The sequence below is a fragment of the Pseudomonas plecoglossicida NBRC 103162 = DSM 15088 genome (assembly GCF_000730665.1).
GTDB lineage: Bacteria > Pseudomonadota > Gammaproteobacteria > Pseudomonadales > Pseudomonadaceae > Aquipseudomonas > Aquipseudomonas plecoglossicida.
In genome coordinates this window covers 1-16,437 of record NZ_BBIV01000005.1, presented here as the reverse complement: position 1 = coordinate 16,437, position 16,437 = coordinate 1, and the positions used below count along the sequence as shown (strand labels likewise).

At 63.9% G+C, this 16,437-nt stretch carries 13 protein-coding genes; 5 read left to right on the top strand and 8 right to left on the bottom strand.

All coding sequences use genetic code 11. The features are described from left to right. Positions 1-36 precede the first annotated feature (36 nt). Positions 37-2,592 (bottom strand): sulfite reductase flavoprotein subunit alpha, encoded by a 2,556-nt coding sequence (locus tag PPL01S_RS03025; RefSeq protein ID WP_028625330.1) that lies wholly within the window; start codon positions 2,590-2,592, stop codon positions 37-39. A 102-nt stretch (positions 2,593-2,694) separates the two neighbouring features. Further along, complete coding sequence (locus PPL01S_RS03020) at positions 2,695-4,983, bottom strand: TonB-dependent receptor (protein ID WP_016393999.1); 2,289 nt, start codon at positions 4,981-4,983, stop codon at positions 2,695-2,697. A gap of 222 nt (positions 4,984-5,205) precedes the next feature. Here PPL01S_RS03020 and PPL01S_RS03015 point away from each other — a divergent pair, with 222 nt between their 5' ends. Both PPL01S_RS03015 and PPL01S_RS03010 read left to right on the top strand, forming a co-directional pair. Beyond that, positions 5,206-5,886, top strand: coding sequence for a Fe2+-dependent dioxygenase (locus PPL01S_RS03015; protein WP_016394000.1), 681 nt, complete (start codon positions 5,206-5,208; stop codon positions 5,884-5,886). Positions 5,887-5,889: 3 nt separating this feature from the next. After that, positions 5,890-6,639, top strand: coding sequence for a tetratricopeptide repeat protein (locus PPL01S_RS03010; RefSeq protein ID WP_028625331.1), 750 nt, complete (start codon positions 5,890-5,892; stop codon positions 6,637-6,639). 134 nt (positions 6,640-6,773) lie between these two features. Here the strand turns inward: PPL01S_RS03010 and PPL01S_RS03005 are convergent, their stop codons facing one another. Further along, complete coding sequence (locus tag PPL01S_RS03005) at positions 6,774-7,937, bottom strand: type III PLP-dependent enzyme (RefSeq protein WP_012270610.1); 1,164 nt, start codon at positions 7,935-7,937, stop codon at positions 6,774-6,776. Positions 7,938-8,442: 505 nt separating this feature from the next. Between PPL01S_RS03005 and PPL01S_RS03000 the strand changes: the two genes are divergently transcribed. The 3 genes from PPL01S_RS03000 to PPL01S_RS02990 all read left to right on the top strand — a co-directional run bounded on the left by PPL01S_RS03000 (position 8,443) and on the right by PPL01S_RS02990 (position 12,448). Then, positions 8,443-8,931 (top strand): RNA polymerase sigma factor, encoded by a 489-nt coding sequence (locus PPL01S_RS03000; RefSeq protein ID WP_016394002.1) that lies wholly within the window; start codon positions 8,443-8,445, stop codon positions 8,929-8,931. Positions 8,932-8,948: 17 nt separating this feature from the next. Then, on the top strand, positions 8,949-9,911 hold the full coding sequence (locus tag PPL01S_RS02995; RefSeq protein ID WP_016394003.1) for a FecR family protein: 963 nt from the start codon (positions 8,949-8,951) through the stop codon (positions 9,909-9,911). 107 nt (positions 9,912-10,018) lie between these two features. Then, positions 10,019-12,448: a TonB-dependent siderophore receptor gene (locus PPL01S_RS02990; protein WP_016394004.1), complete on the top strand. Its 2,430-nt coding sequence runs from the start codon at positions 10,019-10,021 to the stop codon at positions 12,446-12,448. 108 nt (positions 12,449-12,556) lie between these two features. Here the strand turns inward: PPL01S_RS02990 and PPL01S_RS02985 are convergent, their stop codons facing one another. The 5 genes from PPL01S_RS02985 to PPL01S_RS25530 form a co-directional block, all read right to left on the bottom strand. After that, a complete protein-coding gene (locus PPL01S_RS02985) occupies positions 12,557-13,714 on the bottom strand; it encodes an osmoprotectant ABC transporter ATP-binding protein OsmV (RefSeq protein WP_016394005.1) in 1,158 nt (385 codons plus the stop codon). Further along, positions 13,711-14,364 carry an ABC transporter permease gene (locus PPL01S_RS02980; RefSeq protein WP_016394006.1) on the bottom strand — a complete coding sequence of 218 codons (654 nt, stop codon included), beginning with the start codon at positions 14,362-14,364 and terminating at the stop codon, positions 13,711-13,713. The genes PPL01S_RS02985 and PPL01S_RS02980 overlap by 4 nt, the downstream gene beginning before the upstream one ends. Then, positions 14,361-15,272 (bottom strand): glycine betaine ABC transporter substrate-binding protein, encoded by a 912-nt coding sequence (locus tag PPL01S_RS02975; RefSeq protein WP_016394007.1) that lies wholly within the window; start codon positions 15,270-15,272, stop codon positions 14,361-14,363. Before PPL01S_RS02975 ends, PPL01S_RS02980 begins: the two co-directional genes overlap by 4 nt. Positions 15,273-15,285: 13 nt before the next feature. Continuing rightward, positions 15,286-15,999 carry an ABC transporter permease gene (locus PPL01S_RS02970; protein ID WP_016394008.1) on the bottom strand — a complete coding sequence of 238 codons (714 nt, stop codon included), beginning with the start codon at positions 15,997-15,999 and terminating at the stop codon, positions 15,286-15,288. A gap of 245 nt (positions 16,000-16,244) precedes the next feature. After that, the coding region (locus tag PPL01S_RS25530) for a hypothetical protein (protein WP_217997300.1) at positions 16,245-16,437 on the bottom strand (193 nt) is incomplete at its 5' end.

Below are 16,437 nucleotides of genomic sequence, written 5' to 3'. Positions count from 1 at the left end.
GGCGATAGGGCCAGTTCTTACTACATCACTCGATAATCAGTACACATCCCGCCGATACCGCCCATCCTCGATCAGCAGTTGCACAGCCTCTTGCCCCAGAATACCTTCGAGCGCCGCATCCACCCCCGCAGCCATTCCTTGCAGGCTGCCGCAGACGTACACACAAGCCCCATCGGCCACCCAGCGCCTGAGCGCATCGGCGTGCTGCAGCAACACATCCTGCACATACACTTTCTCGGCCTGATCCCGCGAAAATGCAAGATCCAGTCGTGCCAGGTCGCCGCTGTCCAACCAACCTTGCAGCTCCTCGCCACACAGCAAGTCATGTGCCCGGTTGCGTTCACCGAACAGCAGCCAGTTGCGCTGTTCGCCGCCCTCGACCCGTGCCTTGAGCAGGCTGCGCAGGCCCGCCAGGCCCGTGCCGTTGCCGATCAGGATCATCGGCGCCGCGGTTTCCGGCAAATGGAAACCGCTGTTGCGGCGCAGCCGCAAGCTGAGCGTGCCGCCCAGTGGCAGGTACTCGGTCAACCAGCCTGAACCCAAGCCCAGGGTGCCGTCGCCATGGCGTTCCTGGCGCACGATCAGCTCCAGCACGCCATCGCTGGCGATCGAGGCGATGGAGTACTCGCGGCTGCCGATCGGCACCAGTGCGTCGACCAGCGCTTGCGGCTGCATGCCGACCAGGTGGTCGCGGCGTGCCGGCAACTGGCGGCCAGCCAGCGCCTGGGCAAGGCTTTCCTGCAGGCCGTCGAGCTGCACCTTGGCGTTGGCATCCAGCGCCATGCCGCTGAGGAAGGCGTCGATCCGTGGCTGGCCATTGAGTGGCAGGATCTCCACCAGGTCGCCGGCCTGCCAGCTGGCAGGCTGCTCCGGGTGCAGGCCGACCAGGTACACCGGCTGGCCCTGGCTGCCGGCATTGAGCAGCTGGCGACGCACCAGGCTCCAGTTGCCGAAGCTCGGCGCCTGCCAGGCAGTGACCGGCTGGGCACCGGTCAGCTGCGCCAGGGCTTGTTGCCAGTGGTGCAGCGCCGACGGGTCGGCGTTGTCCACTTCCACCGGGCTGAACGCACTGCTGGCGCCGCGCTCGCCGAGCCAGGCCTGCAGGCGCCGGGCAAAGCCGCAGAAGTGCGGATACTGGCGGTCACCCAGGGCGAGCACGGCATAGCTGAGGTTGTTCAGCGCCCACGGCTGGCCCAGGACTTTTCGCTCGAAGGCTCGCGCGCTGTCGGGGGCTTCGCCGTCGCCAAAGGTGCTGACCACGAACAGTGCGCGGCGGGCCTGGCGCAGGGCGTTTTCGTCCAGCTCGGCCAGGGCGCGTACCTGTACCGGCAAGCCGGCGGCCTGCAGTTGCCCGGCGCTTTGCCAGGCCAGTTGCTCGGCAAAGCCGCTCTGGCTGGCGAAGCCGATCAACCAGCTGTCGGTGCCGGCGTTGGCGTTGTCGACGTTGCCGCGGGCGGCGCGCACCTGGCGCTTCTTGCGGCGGCGGTCGAGGTACAGCAGCCAGCCGGTGACGAAGAACAGCGGCATGGTCAGGCTGGCGAGGGTGACGATGATGCGCCCCGGCAGGCCGAAGTATTCGCCGACATGCAGGGCGTAGACGCTTTGCAGCAACTGCGCCTTGAAGGATTTGTCGGTGTAGCGGTCGTGGTTTTTCACCTGGCCGGTGGCCGGGTCGAGGACCAGGGTATTGAAGGCGCGAGGGTGCGCCGCGGTGTCTTGCAGGTAGAACAGATTGGCCGGCTGGCCGCCCGCTGGCGGCAGGCGCAGGTTGTAGCTGGCAAGACCGGGGCCTGCGGCATCCTTGAGGTTGGCCCAGATGGCGTCATAGTCGACCACCAGCGGCGGCGCGTTCTTGTCGACCTTCTGCGGCCCGTGGCGGCCCCGGCCTTCACCGCGCTTTTGCTGCTGACCGGCAGCAGGGGTATCGCCCAGCAGCCTGTTCAAGCCCTCGCGGTACCACTCGTACGACCAGAACAGGCCGGTGAGGGCAAACAGCAGATAGAACAGCAGGCACCAGGTGCCAGCCACCGCGTGCAGGTCCCAGTTGAAGGCGCGCCCCTTCTTGGCCCAGTCGAAGGTCAGCCAGGTGCGCCAGTTCAGTGCCTTGCGCGGCCAGCGCAGGTACAGGCCGGAGAGGCAGAAGAAGATCAGCATCAAGGTGCAGGCGCCGGTGATCTGCCGGCCGCTGTCGCCCATGGCCAGGAAGCGGTGCAGCTGCAGCATCAGGTTGAAAAAGCCTTGCCCGGCCACTTCGCCCTTGAGCTCGCCGGTATACGGGTCGGCGTAGCGCAGCTCGCCCCGGCGTTCGCCCGGGGCAGGGGTGAAGAAGATGCGCGCGGCATTGCCCTCGCGGACATCGACCCACAGCATCGAGATCTTGTCCCCTTGCTCGGTCTCGACCCGGCGCACCAGCTCGCTCGGCGGCAGCACGCCTTCGGGGCGCACCTCGACCTTGAGCACGTCGGAATTGATCGCCCGCAGCAGTTCTTCCTGGAACGAATACAGGGCCCCGGTGATGCCCATCAAGGCGAGCACCAGGCCGGCAGTGATGCCAAAGAACCAGTGCAATTGGAACAGCGTCTTCTTCACCACATCGATCACCTTGTCTTGCTGCCGCGCGTTGCACGGGGTGCATTATGCCTTGGTACGCAAAAGCCCCGCTCATGGCAATGAACGGGGCTTGGGGGTGCTGCTTCAGAAGTGGAAAGCGGTGGTCAGCAAGGTGGTCCGCCCGGCCGCCTGGTTGGCGAAGTGGGTGGAGAATGCCTTGTCGTAGTACACCTCGTTGGTCAGGTTCTGCACGTTCAGCTGCAGGTCGACGTTCTTGGTCAGCTTGTAGGCGGCCATGGCGTCGTAGCGTACGTAGCTGTCGACCATGGTGGTGTTGGCCACGCTGCCATAGACATCATCCACGTAGAACGCGCCGCCACCGATGGTCAGCTTCGGCGTGATCGAGTAGGTGGTCCACACGCTGGCGCTGTTGTTCGGCGTGTTTGGCAGCTGGTTGCCGTCGTTGGCCTTGCCCAGCGGGCCGCCATCGATCTGGCGAGCTTCCATGTAGGTGTAGCCGGCGAAGACCTGCCACTTGTCGGTGATCTTGCCGCTGGCCGACAACTCGATGCCTTCTACGCGGGTTTCGCCGACGTTTTCGTAGCTGTCGGTGTCCACCTGGACGCGGGCGTTTTCCTTCTCGGTGCGGAACAGCGCAGCGGTCAGGGACAGGCGCTGGTCGAGCAGGTCCCACTTGGTGCCGATTTCGTAGTTGGTGGTTTCTTCCGGCTCCATGTCGCTGGACAGCAGGTTGCCGTTGCGATCCGGGGTGCCGCCCAGCGGGTTGCCCTCGGTGCCTTCGCCCAGCATCGCGCCGGGTGGCGTGGCGGAGGTGGCATAGGACACGTAGATGCTGCCGTTCTCGGCCGGCTTCCACACCAGGCCCAATTGGCCGGTGACGAACTCGCTGACGTCATCGCCTTTGGCGGTGGTGGTGCCAGCGGCGTTGTAGGTCTTGTAGTCGGTGTCGAAGTGGTCGTAGCGCAGGCCCATGTTGACCAGCCACTCTGGGGTCAGCTCCAGGGTGTCGAACACGTAGATCGCGCGGGTCTTGCTGTTGGTGGTGGTGCCGGCGTAGTTGCGCGCGATGCTGCCGCTCCACGGGTCGTCCGGGTTCGGGTTGCTCAGCGAGGTGCAGTTGTAGCCGCTGTTGGCGCCGATCATCGCCGGGGTGCAGTTGGTGTTCGCGGCGCCGCCTGGGACTGTGTCGGTATTGACCGTGTAGGAAGAGCGCTCGCTCTCTTCCCGGCTCAGCTCGATCCCGGTGGAAAAGCTGTTCTTCAGGCCACCCAGGTAGAACTCGCCGAACAGGTCGGTCTGGTTGGTGGTGGTGTCGGTGTTGCTCACGCGGCTGTTGGCCCGGCGCCACACGCTGCCATTGTTGACGTTGCCCTTGCTGTCGTCAGGCTGGGTCAGGATGTAGTCCTGCATGCTGCTGCCATGACGCAGGGTGTTCTTGACGGTCAGCGACTCGTTCAGGTCGTGTTCGACGGCAATGGTGGCGATGTCCACGCGGGTCTTGCGGAAGTCGCGGTTGGTCAGGCCGTAGAAGTTGTCGCTGTCGCCGCCGTCGTTGGGCTTGCTCGGGTGCGCCGAGGTACGCTTGCTGCTGCCACCGGTCGGGATGGTGTACGGGATGCCCGAGTCTGGCAGGTCGTCGCTTTCCAGGTGGTAGTAGTCGAGGTTGACGCGGGTCGGGGTGCCGAGGCCGAAGGCCAGCGACGGTGCGATACCCCAACGGTCGTAGTTGACCTTGTCACGGCCGGAGACGTTGCTTTCATGGCTCATCAGGTTCAGACGACCGGCAGCGGTGTCGCTGAATTGGTAGTTGCCATCGAGGGTGTAGCGCTGGGTCTGGTCGCTGCCCCAGGTCCAGCCACCGTCCAGCGAGTTGCCCAGGTGGGCGCGCTTGCTCACCAGGTTGATGGTGCCGCCCGCGGCGCCGCGGCCACCGATGGCCGAGTTCGGGCCCTTGGCCACTTCGACCGATTCGATGGCGAAGATTTCACGGGTTTGCGAGCCGGTGTCGCGCACGCCGTCCAGGTAGGTGTCGCCCTGGGCGTCGAAGCCACGGATGAACGGACGGTCGCCTTGCGGGTTGCCGCCTTCGCCAGCGCCGAAGGTGATGCCTGGCACGGTGCGCAGGGCGTCCTGCAGGGTCAGGGCGTTGGTGTCCTTGATCACCTGTTGCGGGATCACGGTGATCGAGCGCGGGGTGTCCACCAAGGGTGCGGTGTACTTCTGCGAGGAGGCCTTCTCGACCTTGTAGTCGGTACTGGCCTGTTCAGCCTTGCCATTGACGCTGGTCGCGTCGAGGGTGATGGCGCTGTTGGCGGCCGGATCGGCGGCGTAGGCAGACGAAGCGCTGAGGGCGACGCCGATGGCGGACACGATCAGGCGTGGTGAACTCACTGCAGATGGTACGTGACGCATTGTTATGGACCTTCCCCAAGGTGTGAAGGCCGCGGATCATAGTGTAAGCGATTGTAACTAGCAATTGAGAGTCGTTACCATTCGCTAGGAATTTACAATCTTTACAAGTTCTCTTTACGTTTTGATTTGACTGAAACGTCTTAAGCGCCGAAAGGGCTTGTGCGGCGTAAAAGGGAATAAATATCATTGCCGCCTTTACCTCTCTTGTACGGTGCCGTCGCCATGCTGTTTCACATTCCCGGTCTGTTCGACAGCGACGAACTCGCCCGCATTCGCCAGGCGCTGGAGCAGGCCGACTGGGCCGACGGCAAAGCCACCGCCGGGTATCAGTCGGCCAAGGCCAAGCACAACCTGCAGTTGCCGGAAGGGCACGCCTTGGCCAAGGAAATCGGCGGCGCGCTGATCGACCGGTTGTGGCAGACCCCGCGCTTCCTGTCGGCTGCGCTGCCGCACAAGGTGTTCCCGCCACTGATCAACTGCTACCGCGAAGGTGGCAACTTCGGCTTCCACATCGACAACGCCCTGCGCCAGCCCAAGGGCAGCCCGGAGCGGGTGCGCACCGACCTGTCCTCGACCTTGTTTCTCAGTGAGCCGGACAGCTACGACGGTGGCGAGCTGGTGATCCAGGACACCTTCGGTATCCAGCAGGTCAAGCTGGCCGCCGGCGACCTGGTACTGTACCCCGGCACGAGCTTGCACAAGGTCAACCCGGTGACCCGCGGGGTGCGTTATGCGGCGTTCTTCTGGACCCAGAGCCTGGTGCGCGAGGACAGCCAGCGGGCGCTGCTGTTCGAGATGGACAATGCCATCCAGCAACTGACCGCCGACGTGCCGGAGCATCCGTCATTGCTGCAGTTGACTGGCACCTACCACAACCTGCTGCGCCGCTGGGCGGAGGTCTGAACCGTGTCTTACCAGCTACGGCGTGAAGAAGTAGTGGATGTCGACGGCCTGCGGGCCATGATCGAACACAGCCCAGGCCAGGCGGCCCAGGCGATCCTGGCTGCCGCCGGGGAGGGCGTGGTCGAGGCGCAATTGCTGCTCGGGCAGATCCTGCTCGACGGGCGTGGCATCGAGCAGGACGCCATCGTCGCGCGACGCTGGTTCGGCATCGCCGCCCAGGGTGGCAGCGCCATGGCGTACAACATGCTCGGTCGTTGCCTGGAGCATGCCTGGGGAGGGGAGGCTGACCTTGCACAGGCCGCCATCCACTATGCGCGCGCGGCGGATGCCGGGCTCGACTGGGGGCTCTACAACCTGGGCAACCTGCTGGCTACCGGGCGTGGCTTACCCGCCAACCAGGCGCAGGCGCTGCTGTGCTACGAGAAGGCCGCACACCTGGGTCATGCCAAGTCGATGAACCTGTATGGCCGCTACCTGGAGCATGGCATCGCCATTGCGCCGAGTCCGGTACGGGCGGTGCGCTGGTATCGGCGTTCGGCCGAGGCGGGGGATTTTCGCGGGATGTTCAGTTTGGCGATGGTGCTGTTCGAGCGTGGGCAGATGGCTGAGGCCGGGTCGTGGCTGGACCAGGCGCGAGAAGCAGGGAACCTGAATTTTCTGCGCAGTGCCTTGGTGACCTTGCAGGGGGCGGGGCCGATGTTGATGGCCTTTGCGGCGCGGTATGCCGAAGAGCTGGAAAAACGCGGAGATTGAGGGTGTCTGTTCCGGCCTTATCGCCGGCAAGCCGGCTCCCACAGGGTTCGGTGCGCTCTTTGTGGGAGCCGGCTTGCCGGCGATAAGGCCAGTACAGGCAAAACAAGAACGGGGCCTTTCGGCCCCGTCTTGCATTACAGGTAGTAAGCCTTCAGCGGCGGGAAGCCGTTGAATTCCACCGCGCTGTAGCTGGTGGTGTAGGCACCGGTCGACAGCCAGTACAAGCGGTCACCGATCGCCAGGTTCAGCGGCAGGCCGTACTTGTAGTTCTCGTACATGATGTCGGCGCTGTCGCAGGTCGGGCCGGCGATGACCACTTCTTCTGCCTCGCCTTTCTTCTCGGTCCAGATCGGGAACTTGATGGCTTCGTCCATGGTTTCGATCAGGCCGGAGAACTTGCCCACGTCGGTGTAGATCCAGCGCTCGACCGCAGTGCGCGACTTGCGCGCCACCAGCACCACTTCGCTGACCAGGATGCCGGCGTTGGCGATCAGCGAACGGCCTGGCTCCAGAATGATTTCCGGCAGCTCGTCACCGAAGTCTTCCTTGAGGAAGCGGATGATCTCTTCGGCGTAGGTTTCCAGGCTGTTGGTGCGGGTGATGTAGTTGGCCGGGAAGCCGCCACCCATGTTGATCAGCTTCAGCTCGATGCCGTCTTCTTCCTTCAGGCGCTCGAAGATCACCTTGACCTTGGCGATGGCCGCATCCCACACGCTGATGTCGCGCTGCTGCGAGCCGACGTGGAAGGAAATGCCGTAGGGCACCAGGCCCAGGTCGCGGGCGAGGATCAGCAGGTCCATGGCCATGTCGGTCTGGCAGCCGAACTTGCGCGACAGCGGCCAGTCTGCAGTGGTGGAGCCTTCGGTGAGGATGCGCACGTAGACCTTGGAGCCCGGCGCGGCCTTGGCGATGTTGCGCAGGTCGGCTTCCGAGTCGGTGGCATACAGACGCACGCCTTTCTCGTAGAAGTAGCGGATGTCCTTGGACTTCTTGATGGTGTTGCCGTAGCTGATGCGGTCGGCGCTGACGCCGCGGTCCATGACCTTGTCCAGTTCGTAGATCGAGGCGATGTCGAAGCTCGAGCCTTTCTCTTTGAGCAGGTCGATGATCTCGACGGCCGGGTTGGCCTTGACCGCGTAGTAGACCTTGGCGAATTCGAACCCGGCGCGCAGGTCGTCGTAGGCCTGGCTGATCATCTGGGTATCGATGAGTACGAACGGGGTTTCCTGCTTGTCGGCGAACGCCTTCATTTTCTGGAAGGTGTCACGCGCGAAATAGTCTTCGACCTGGATCGACATGCTCAGGGACTCCATGGGCAAACTGAAAAGATAAGTGGCTGCAAACTGAACGTCCTCCGTATCCCCACTTTGGTTCGCCTACTCAGTACTTGAGCCGGATGGATCGTTTCCAGCATGGACGTTCGGCGCGCACTTTAGGGCGTGAAGAATGCAGAATCAACAGGCAATCCGGGCGTGATCGCCGTGGATCGACGACCAGCCATTTGAATAACCGACTCGTGTGACCGGCTGATGTTCCCTGAGATGTTTCAAGCGTAAAAAATTGTGGAATGGACCGTATCGAGGCCATCGCGGATCAATCCGCTCCTACGGGCTTTTCAGGTTGCTTGCAGCAGCGGACTCATCCGCGATGCCCCCTCAGGTGTTCATATTTATGGCCACGAAAGCTGGCACGGCTGTGCATGAAATTCGCCATAATTTTTTTGTGACCGATCGGCGGATTTGCCCCTATTGATGAGAAACATTACTATTCGCACCCTTATCCGCCTCCCTGACGACCCCGACCGTGTCTGGACACAAAGGCTTCCTCGACCACTACCATGAGCTGATCGGCACCTGGACGCGCAAGCTGCGCAGTCGACAGCAGGCCGAGGACCTCACCCACGATGCGTTCGTCCGGGTAATGGAAAACCCGCGCGAGCAGGTCGAGCAGCCGCGTGCCTACCTGCACCAGACGGCGCGCAACATCGCGGTGGACGGTTATCGCCGCGAAGACCGGCGCCAGGCCCTGGAGCTGGAAGCCTTCGAGGAGGGGGCCGGCGGTACGGGCGATCCGGAAGCCTACATGCATGCCCTGGAACTGGCCGAGAGCGTCGAGCGGGCGCTGGCCGAGTTGCCCGTCAACTGCCGCCGGGTGTTCGTCTGGCAGAAAATCGAAGGCCTGAGCCAGGCCGAGATCGCCGAGCGCATGGGTTTGACCAAGAACATGGTCGAAAAGTATATGATCCGCACGCTCCGACATCTGCGTGAGCACCTGGATGTGTCGGCACGATGAGTCAGGAGACCCAGCCCATGAAACAGCACGCTATCGATAGCGTCCGCGAGCAGGCGGCCGAATGGTTCGCCCGTGTGCAGGATGCGCCCGGCGATGCCGGGCTGCAGGCGCAGCTCGCTGCCTGGCTGGCCGTCGACCCGCAGCACCGCGAGGAATACCAGCAGCTCGCCCGGCTGTGGCAGGCCGCCGACTTCATACCACGCCAGCGTCTCGAGGCGCTGTGCCAGGCCGAGCCGGTTCGGCAGTTGCCACGTCGGCGCCTGTTGCACCAGGCATTGGCAGCCAGCGTGGCGGTGGCCGCCCTGGGGCTGGGCTGGGGCAGCTGGAAGTACCAGCAACTCAATCATCAGGACACCTTGCAGACGGCATTCGGTGAGCGCCGCCAGGTGCAGCTACCGGATGGCTCGCGCCTGGACCTCAATGGCGCTACCGAGCTGCAGGTCGACTTCAGCGCTGGCCGGCGGCATATCGTACTGCGGGCGGGCGAAGCGATGTTCAGCGTTGCCCATGACAGCAACCGGCCGTTTGTGGTCGATACCGCACAGGGCAGCGTGACGGTCACCGGTACCCGTTTCGACGTGCGTCTGGACCCGGCGGCCACCCGCGTGGCGGTCGAGCAGGGTTCGGTGCGGGTGCAGGGCCAGGGCGCCGCGCTGGCGCAACTGACTGCCGGCCAGGGGTCGCATATCGACGATCGAGGCAACGTGGCAGCGCCTTATGCGGTCAATCCCTGGGCCCTGACCGCGTGGCGCCAGGGCAAGCTGGTGTTCGACAACGCAACCCTGGCCGAGGTGGTCGTCGAAGCCTCGCGCTACCGCGCCCAGCCGCTGCGGGTCGCGCCGGGCAAAGTGGCGCAGCTGCGCCTTTCCAGCACCTTCAGCATCGACGACACCGACGCCCTGCTGCGCGCCTTGCCGAGCATCCTGCCGGTGGCCATCAAGACCCATGAAGATGGTTCGCGAGAAATAATCGCGAAATAGATTCAGGTTTTTTTTCCCTCGTTCGTCTTCCCCGCCAGCTGCAACTGCCAAGCATTTCCATTTGCATGTGATTGGCGTTATCCCGACCTTCAGGATGTTTCGACGACGTGAACAACAACAAGCCTTTTCCACGCTTGCGTGCCATGGCGCTGGCCCTTGCGGTCAGTGCGGTAGCCGCCAACAGCCAGGCCGAGCAGGCCGGCACCGCGATCCAGATCCAGGCCCAACCGCTGGCCTCGGCGCTGAGCCAGCTGGGCCAGCAGACCAACCTGCAGCTGTTCTTCAGCCCAGAACTGGTGGCCGGCAAGCAGGCGCCGGCGGTTACCGGCCAGCTGACGCCGGTGCAAGCGCTGCAACAGTTGCTGCAAGGCAGCGGCCTGACCTACGAAATGTCCCAGGACACCGTGGTGGTAAAGCCCCTGCCGACCACGCTGGACCTCGGCAGTGGCAGCCTTGAGCTGGCACCGACCGATATCAAGGTGGTCGGCGACTGGCTGGGCGATGCCGACCAGGCGGTGGTGCAGAACCACCCCGGTGCACGCACCGTGGTACGTCGCGAGGCCATGGTGGAAAAGGGCGCGATGAACGTGCGCGATGTGCTGCGCGGCATTCCTGGGGTGCAGGTGCAGGATTCCAACGGCACCGGCGGCAGCGACCTGTCGCTCAACGTCGGTGTGCGCGGCCTGACCTCGCGCCTGTCGCCGCGCTCGACGGTACTGATCGACGGCATCCCGGCTGCCTTCGCGCCTTATGGGCAGCCGCAGCTGTCGATGGCGCCGATCTCCTCGGGCAACCTCGACAGCATCGACGTGGTGCGCGGCGCAGGTTCCGTGCGCTATGGCCCGCAGAACGTCGGCGGGATCATCAACTTCGTCACCCGCGCCATCCCTGAAAAACCCTCGGCGCAGTTGTCCACCACCCTGGAAACGTCCCAGCACGGCGGCTGGAAGCACACCGAGTCGGCCTTCGTCGGCGGCACCGCCGACAACGGCATGGGCGTGGCCCTGCTGTACACCGGGGTGAACGGCAACGGTTACCGCGAAAGCAACAACGGCAACGACATCGACGACGTCATCCTCAAGACCCATTGGGCGCCGACCGACGTCGACGAGTTGTGGCTCAACTTCCACTACTACGATGGCCGAGCCGACATGCCCGGTGGCCTGACCCAGGCGCAGTACGACAGCAACCCGTACCAGTCGCTGCGCGACTACGACTACTTCGCCGGGCGGCGCAAGGACGTGTCGTTCAAGTGGCAACGCCAGCTGGACGAGGCCACCCAGTTCGAAGTGCTGACCTACTACACCGACAGCTTCCGCGGCAGTGCCATTGCCTCGCGCGACATGAAGACCCTGTCATCGTACCCGCGCAACTACCACACCTTCGCCATCGAGCCGCGGGTGTCGCGGATCTTCTTCACAGGCCCAGCCACCCAGGAAGTCAGCGTCGGCTACCGCTACCTGAAGGAAGCCATGCGCGAGCAGTCGACCCGCCTGGCCCTGATCGACAACGTGCCGACGCCGACCCCGACGTCCGACGGCCATGTGTTCCAGGACCGCAGTGGGGGTACCGAAGCCAGCGCCTATTACATCGACGACAAGATCGATATCGGCAACTGGACCATCACCCCCGGGGTTCGCTTCGAGCACATCAACACCGACTGGCGCGACCGCCCGGTGCTGGACGCCAACCACAAGCCGGTGCCGGAGAAGAACCGCAGCATCACCAGCGACGAGCCGTTGCCGGCCCTGAGCGTGATGTACCACGTCTCCGATGCCTGGAAACTGTTCGCCAACTACCAGACCTCGTTCGGCAGCCTGCAGTACTTCCAGCTGGGTCAGGGGGGTGTCGGCGACAACACGGCCAACGGCCTGGAGCCGGAGAAGGCCAAGACCTACGAGATCGGTACGCGCTATGACAACGGCGGCTTCGCCGGTGAGCTGACCCTGTTCTACATCGACTTCGACGATGAACTGCAGTACATCAGCAACGATGTCGGCTGGACCAACCTGGGCGCCACCAAGCACCAGGGGATCGAGGCCTCGGCACGTTATGACCTGGCTGGGCTGGACCCGCGCCTGGAAGGCCTGTCGGTCAATGGTGGCTACACCTACACCCGCGCTACCTACGAAGGGGATATCCCCGGCTTCGAAGGCCGCGACCTGCCGTTCTACTCGCGCCAGGTGGCGACAGCGGGTGTGCGCTATGCGGTCAACCGCTGGACCTGGAACCTGGATGCCTACGCCCAATCCAAGCAGCGCGCGCCGGGTACCGGGATCAATGCCGATGGCAGCTTCAACGGTGACTACATCACCGAGCCGAGTGCCGATGGGCAGTTTGGCGACATTCCGGGCTACGTGACCTGGCATGCCCGTGGCGGGTACGACTTCGGGCCGAAGCTGTCGAACCTGTCGGTGGCGGCGGGGGTGAAGAACCTGTTCGACAAGCAGTACTTCACGCGCTCCAGCGACAACAATGCCGGCATCTATGTCGGTGAGCCGCGCACCTTCTATGTGCAGGCCAGTGTAGGGTTCTGATACCGCGTAGGCTCGATCGCCGGCAAGCCGGCTCCCACACAGGATCGAAGCAAGCCTGATGTGGGAGCCGGCTTGCCGGCGATCGGGGCGCAAAGCGCCCCCAGCACTTTAGGAAGCCACCACCTCGGCCGGCGACACGATGCTGGTCTTCGCCCCCCGCGATCTCCCCGAACTCAGGTAAGCCGCAATCGACTCCTGGGTCACTTCCCCAAGGAACACCTGCTCGGCGTCGAGCACCGGCAACCACGCGCGGTTGTACTCGTACATCCGCGACAACAGGATGCGCAGATGTTCATCGTGCGAAGCCGTGGCATTGAACGGTCTCAGGAAGTCCCCGCACACCCCTTGCTGGCGGTGCATGTCTCGCCGGCGCACATAGCCCAGGGCCTTGTTCTGCGCATCGGTCACCACCACGTAGCGGCGGTCGTGCTCGTCGAGCAGTTCCAGGGCATCGCTGACCGGCGTTTCGGGGCTTGCCGACGGGGCGTTGTCCGCCGCGTCTTCGGCACGCACCAGCAACAGGCGCTTCAGGGTGCTGTCCTGGCCGACGAAGTTGCTGACGAAATCATCCACCGGGTGCGCCAGCAGGGTGTCCGGGTGGTCCAGCTGGAGCAGCTTGCCGGCGCGGAAGATAGCGATCTTGTCACCCAGCTTGATCGCTTCGTCGATGTCGTGGCTGACCATGATCACGGTCTTGTTCAGCGCCCGCTGCATTTCGAAGAATTCGTTCTGGATCATCTCGCGGTTGATCGGGTCGACCGCGCCGAACGGCTCGTCCATCAGCAGCACCGGCGCATCGGCGGCGAGCGCGCGGATCACGCCGATGCGCTGCTGCTGGCCACCGGAAAGCTCCCGCGGGTAGCGCTGCAGGTACTGCTTGGGTTCGAGCTTGATCATGCTCATCAGCTCGCGGGCACGGTCATGGCAGCGTTGCTTGTCCCAACCCAGCAGGCGTGGGACCACGGTGATGTTCTCTTCGATGGTCATGTTGGGGAACAGGCCGATCTGCTGGATCACGTAGCCGATCTGGCGGCGCAGGGTCACTTCATCGAGGCCGCTGGTGTCTTCGCCATTGATGAACACCTGGCCGGAGGTCGGGGTGATCAGGCGGTTGATCATCTTCAGCGTGGTGCTCTTGCCGCAGCCCGAAGGGCCGAGGAACACGCAGATTTCGCCTTCGTTGACGGTGAGGCTGACGGCGTCCACGGCTTTGACGTCCTTGCCGTTGACGTTGAAGGTCTTGCTGAGGTTCTTGAGTTCGATCATGAGCGCAGTCCTTCTGGAGTCAGGGCACGTTGCAGGGTTTGCAGGAGCAGGTCGGCGATGATCGCCAGCAGGCTGACCAGCACGGCGCCGACCAGCAGCATCGACATGTCGCTGCGGCTGATGGAGGTGAGGATGAGCACGCCCAGGCCACCAGCGCCGATGGTGGCGGCGATGGTCATGACGCCGATGTTCATCACCACGGCGGTGCGCACCCCGGCGAGAATCACCGGTACCGCGATGGGCAGCTCGACCATGCGCAGGCGCTGGCCGAAGGTCATGCCGATGCCGCGTGCGGCTTCACGGATGCCGGGCTCGACATTGGTCAGGGCCAGGTAGGTGTTGCGCAGGATCGGCAGCAGCGAATAGAGGAACACGGCCGTGATCGCCGGCAATGGCCCCAGTCCCTGGCCGAACTTGGAGTAGAACGGCAACAGCAGGCCGAACAGGGCGATCGACGGGATGGTCAGCAGCACCGTGGCGCTGGCCTGCAGCGGGCCGGCAACAGCCGGGAAGCGGGTCATCAGGATGCCCAGAGGCACGCCGACGACGATCGCCAGGCCGACGGCGATGCCGACCAGCATGATGTGCTGCCAGGTCAGTTGCAGCACCTGGGCCCAGTCGAGGTGGGCGAACGTGTCGAGCAGGCTCATGGCTGTACCTCCTTGAGAGGATGCTCACGCAGGAATGCGGCGGCGACGGCGGTCGGGTTCTGGTGTTCGACGTCGACCTTGGCGTTGAGCTGGCGCATGGTCTCGTCGTCGAGCTGCTCGGCCAGTGGCTTGAGCAGGCCGGCCAGTTGCGGGTTGGCGTCGAGTACAGCCTTGCGTATCACCGGGGCTGCGGTGTAGTCGGGGAAGTAGTGCTTGTCGTCTTCCAGCAGCTTGAGGTTGAACGCGCTCAGGCGGCCGTCGGTGGTGTAGACCAGGCCTGCGAACACTTGATTGTTGTGCATGGCGGTGTAGACCAGGCCTGCGTCCATCTGGCGGATGTTGGCGCGGCCGACTTGCAGGTCGTACATCTCCTTCAGGCCGACCAGGCCGTCCGGGCGGTTGGCGAACTCGGTGTCCAGGGCCACCAGGTGATTGCGTTTGTGCTCATCGCGCAGCACCTGGTTGAGGTCGCTGATCGAGTTGACCTGCGGGTAGGCCTCGGCGACCTGTTTGGGCAGGCCCAGGGCGTAGGTATTGCTGAACTTCGAGGGAGTCAGCCAGATCAGGTCTTTCTTTGCGTCCAGTTCCTTGACCTTGGCGTAGGTGGCCTCGGCGCTGGGCATGCGCTCATCGATGTGGTTGTAGGACACCAGCGACACGCCGGTGTACTCCCACATCAGGTCGAGCTGGCCGGTTTCCTGGGCCTGGCGGGCAATACTGCTGCCAAGGCCGCTGGTGACGCGCACCTCGAAGCCGTTGGCGCGCAGGTATTGGGCGGTGATTTCGGCGAGCACGGTCTGTTCGGTGAACACCCGCGCGCCAATGCGCACCAGCGGTTTGTCCGCCGCCTGGGCAAATCCTGCGAACAGCAGGGCCGCGCCCAGCAGCAAGGCGATTGTCTTCTTCATACGTTCCCTCTTGTCAGTGGGCCAGGCCACGTTCCAGCCAGCGCTTGCTGGAGAAACTCACCGCAGCGTCCAGCACCAGTGCCAGCAACGCGGTACACGCAGCGCCGAGCAGCAGCTGTGGTTGGTTGTTCAGGGCGATGCCGGGGAAGATCAGGCTGCCCAGGCTGTTGGCACCGATCAGGAATGCCAGCGGGGCGGTACCGACATTGAGCGCCAGGGCCACGCGCACTCCGCCGATGATGATCGGCACGGCGTTGGGCAGTTCCACCTGCCAGAGTTGCTGGCGCGGGGTCATGCCGATGCCGGTGGCGGCTTCCTTGAGCGAGGCGGGGACGTTTTTCAGGCCCTCGTAGGTGTTGCGCACGATGGGCAGGAGGGAGGCGAGGAACAGCGCGAAGATCGCAGGCCCGGCGCCGATGCCCAGGATACTCAGGGCGATGGCCAGAACGGCCAGAGGAGGGATAGTGTTGCCAACGTTGAAGAACTGCATGAAGCGCTCGGCCTTGTCGACCCGGTGCGGTCGACTCAAGGCAATGCCGGCGGGGATGCCCACGGCCAACGCCGCCGCCATCGAAGCCAGCACCAGGACCAGGTGCGCTTGCAGGTAGAACCCAAGATCATCGCGATAGCGCGCGATCGTGTCGATGCCGATCCAGTGGATCAGCAGGGCCAGGATGACGAGCACGGCGGCCCATCCCAACAGCCCTTTACCGTAGCGTGTTGCCACAGGCGGACTCCTTGTTGTCGGCGAGCACACTCTTTTTTTGACCGGCCATGGTGGGCGGCGAGTGGTGTGTTCGCGAGTAAGCAGCGTGAGGCAACCGAAGGCTGCGATCAGGCCATGAGCCGAACCCCGTCGGGCCCGAAAATGCTGATGAAACCAGTCCCCAAGCGAAGCGGGTTGCAGGGGAGTGGACGTCTCCGTGGGCGTAAAGGTTCCCATCTGATGAGGCATTTGGCCAGTGTTAATCACTAGAGAGGGGGAATGTTGACGAGATAAAACAGCGTCTTGATTTGCTGAAGGCGTTGAAATAACTGCCCTGTGGCCATTTGTCGTGATAAAGCGATTGTCTGCGGATTTTGTCGTGTGAGCACTGGCCCTATCGCCGCGGTTCGTCGCCACGACAAGCCGGCTCCCACAGCGATCTCCACAATGTGCAGTACC

What these genes read in the sequence shown, in the direction of transcription:
- PPL01S_RS03005 (WP_012270610.1), bottom strand. Translation starts at nt 7,937, where the DNA reads ATGTCGATCCAGGTCGAAGACTATTTCGCGCGTGACACCTTCCAGAAA.
- PPL01S_RS02985 (WP_016394005.1), bottom strand. Translation starts at nt 13,714, where the DNA reads ATGATCGAACTCAAGAACCTCAGCAAGACCTTCAACGTCAACGGCAAG.
- PPL01S_RS02995 (WP_016394003.1), top strand. Translation starts at nt 8,949, where the DNA reads ATGAAACAGCACGCTATCGATAGCGTCCGCGAGCAGGCGGCCGAATGG.
- PPL01S_RS02975 (WP_016394007.1), bottom strand. Translation starts at nt 15,272, where the DNA reads ATGAAGAAGACAATCGCCTTGCTGCTGGGCGCGGCCCTGCTGTTCGCA.
- PPL01S_RS03015 (WP_016394000.1), top strand. Translation starts at nt 5,206, where the DNA reads ATGCTGTTTCACATTCCCGGTCTGTTCGACAGCGACGAACTCGCCCGC.
- PPL01S_RS03020 (WP_016393999.1), bottom strand. Translation starts at nt 4,983, where the DNA reads ATGCGTCACGTACCATCTGCAGTGAGTTCACCACGCCTGATCGTGTCC.
- PPL01S_RS02980 (WP_016394006.1), bottom strand. Translation starts at nt 14,364, where the DNA reads ATGAGCCTGCTCGACACGTTCGCCCACCTCGACTGGGCCCAGGTGCTG.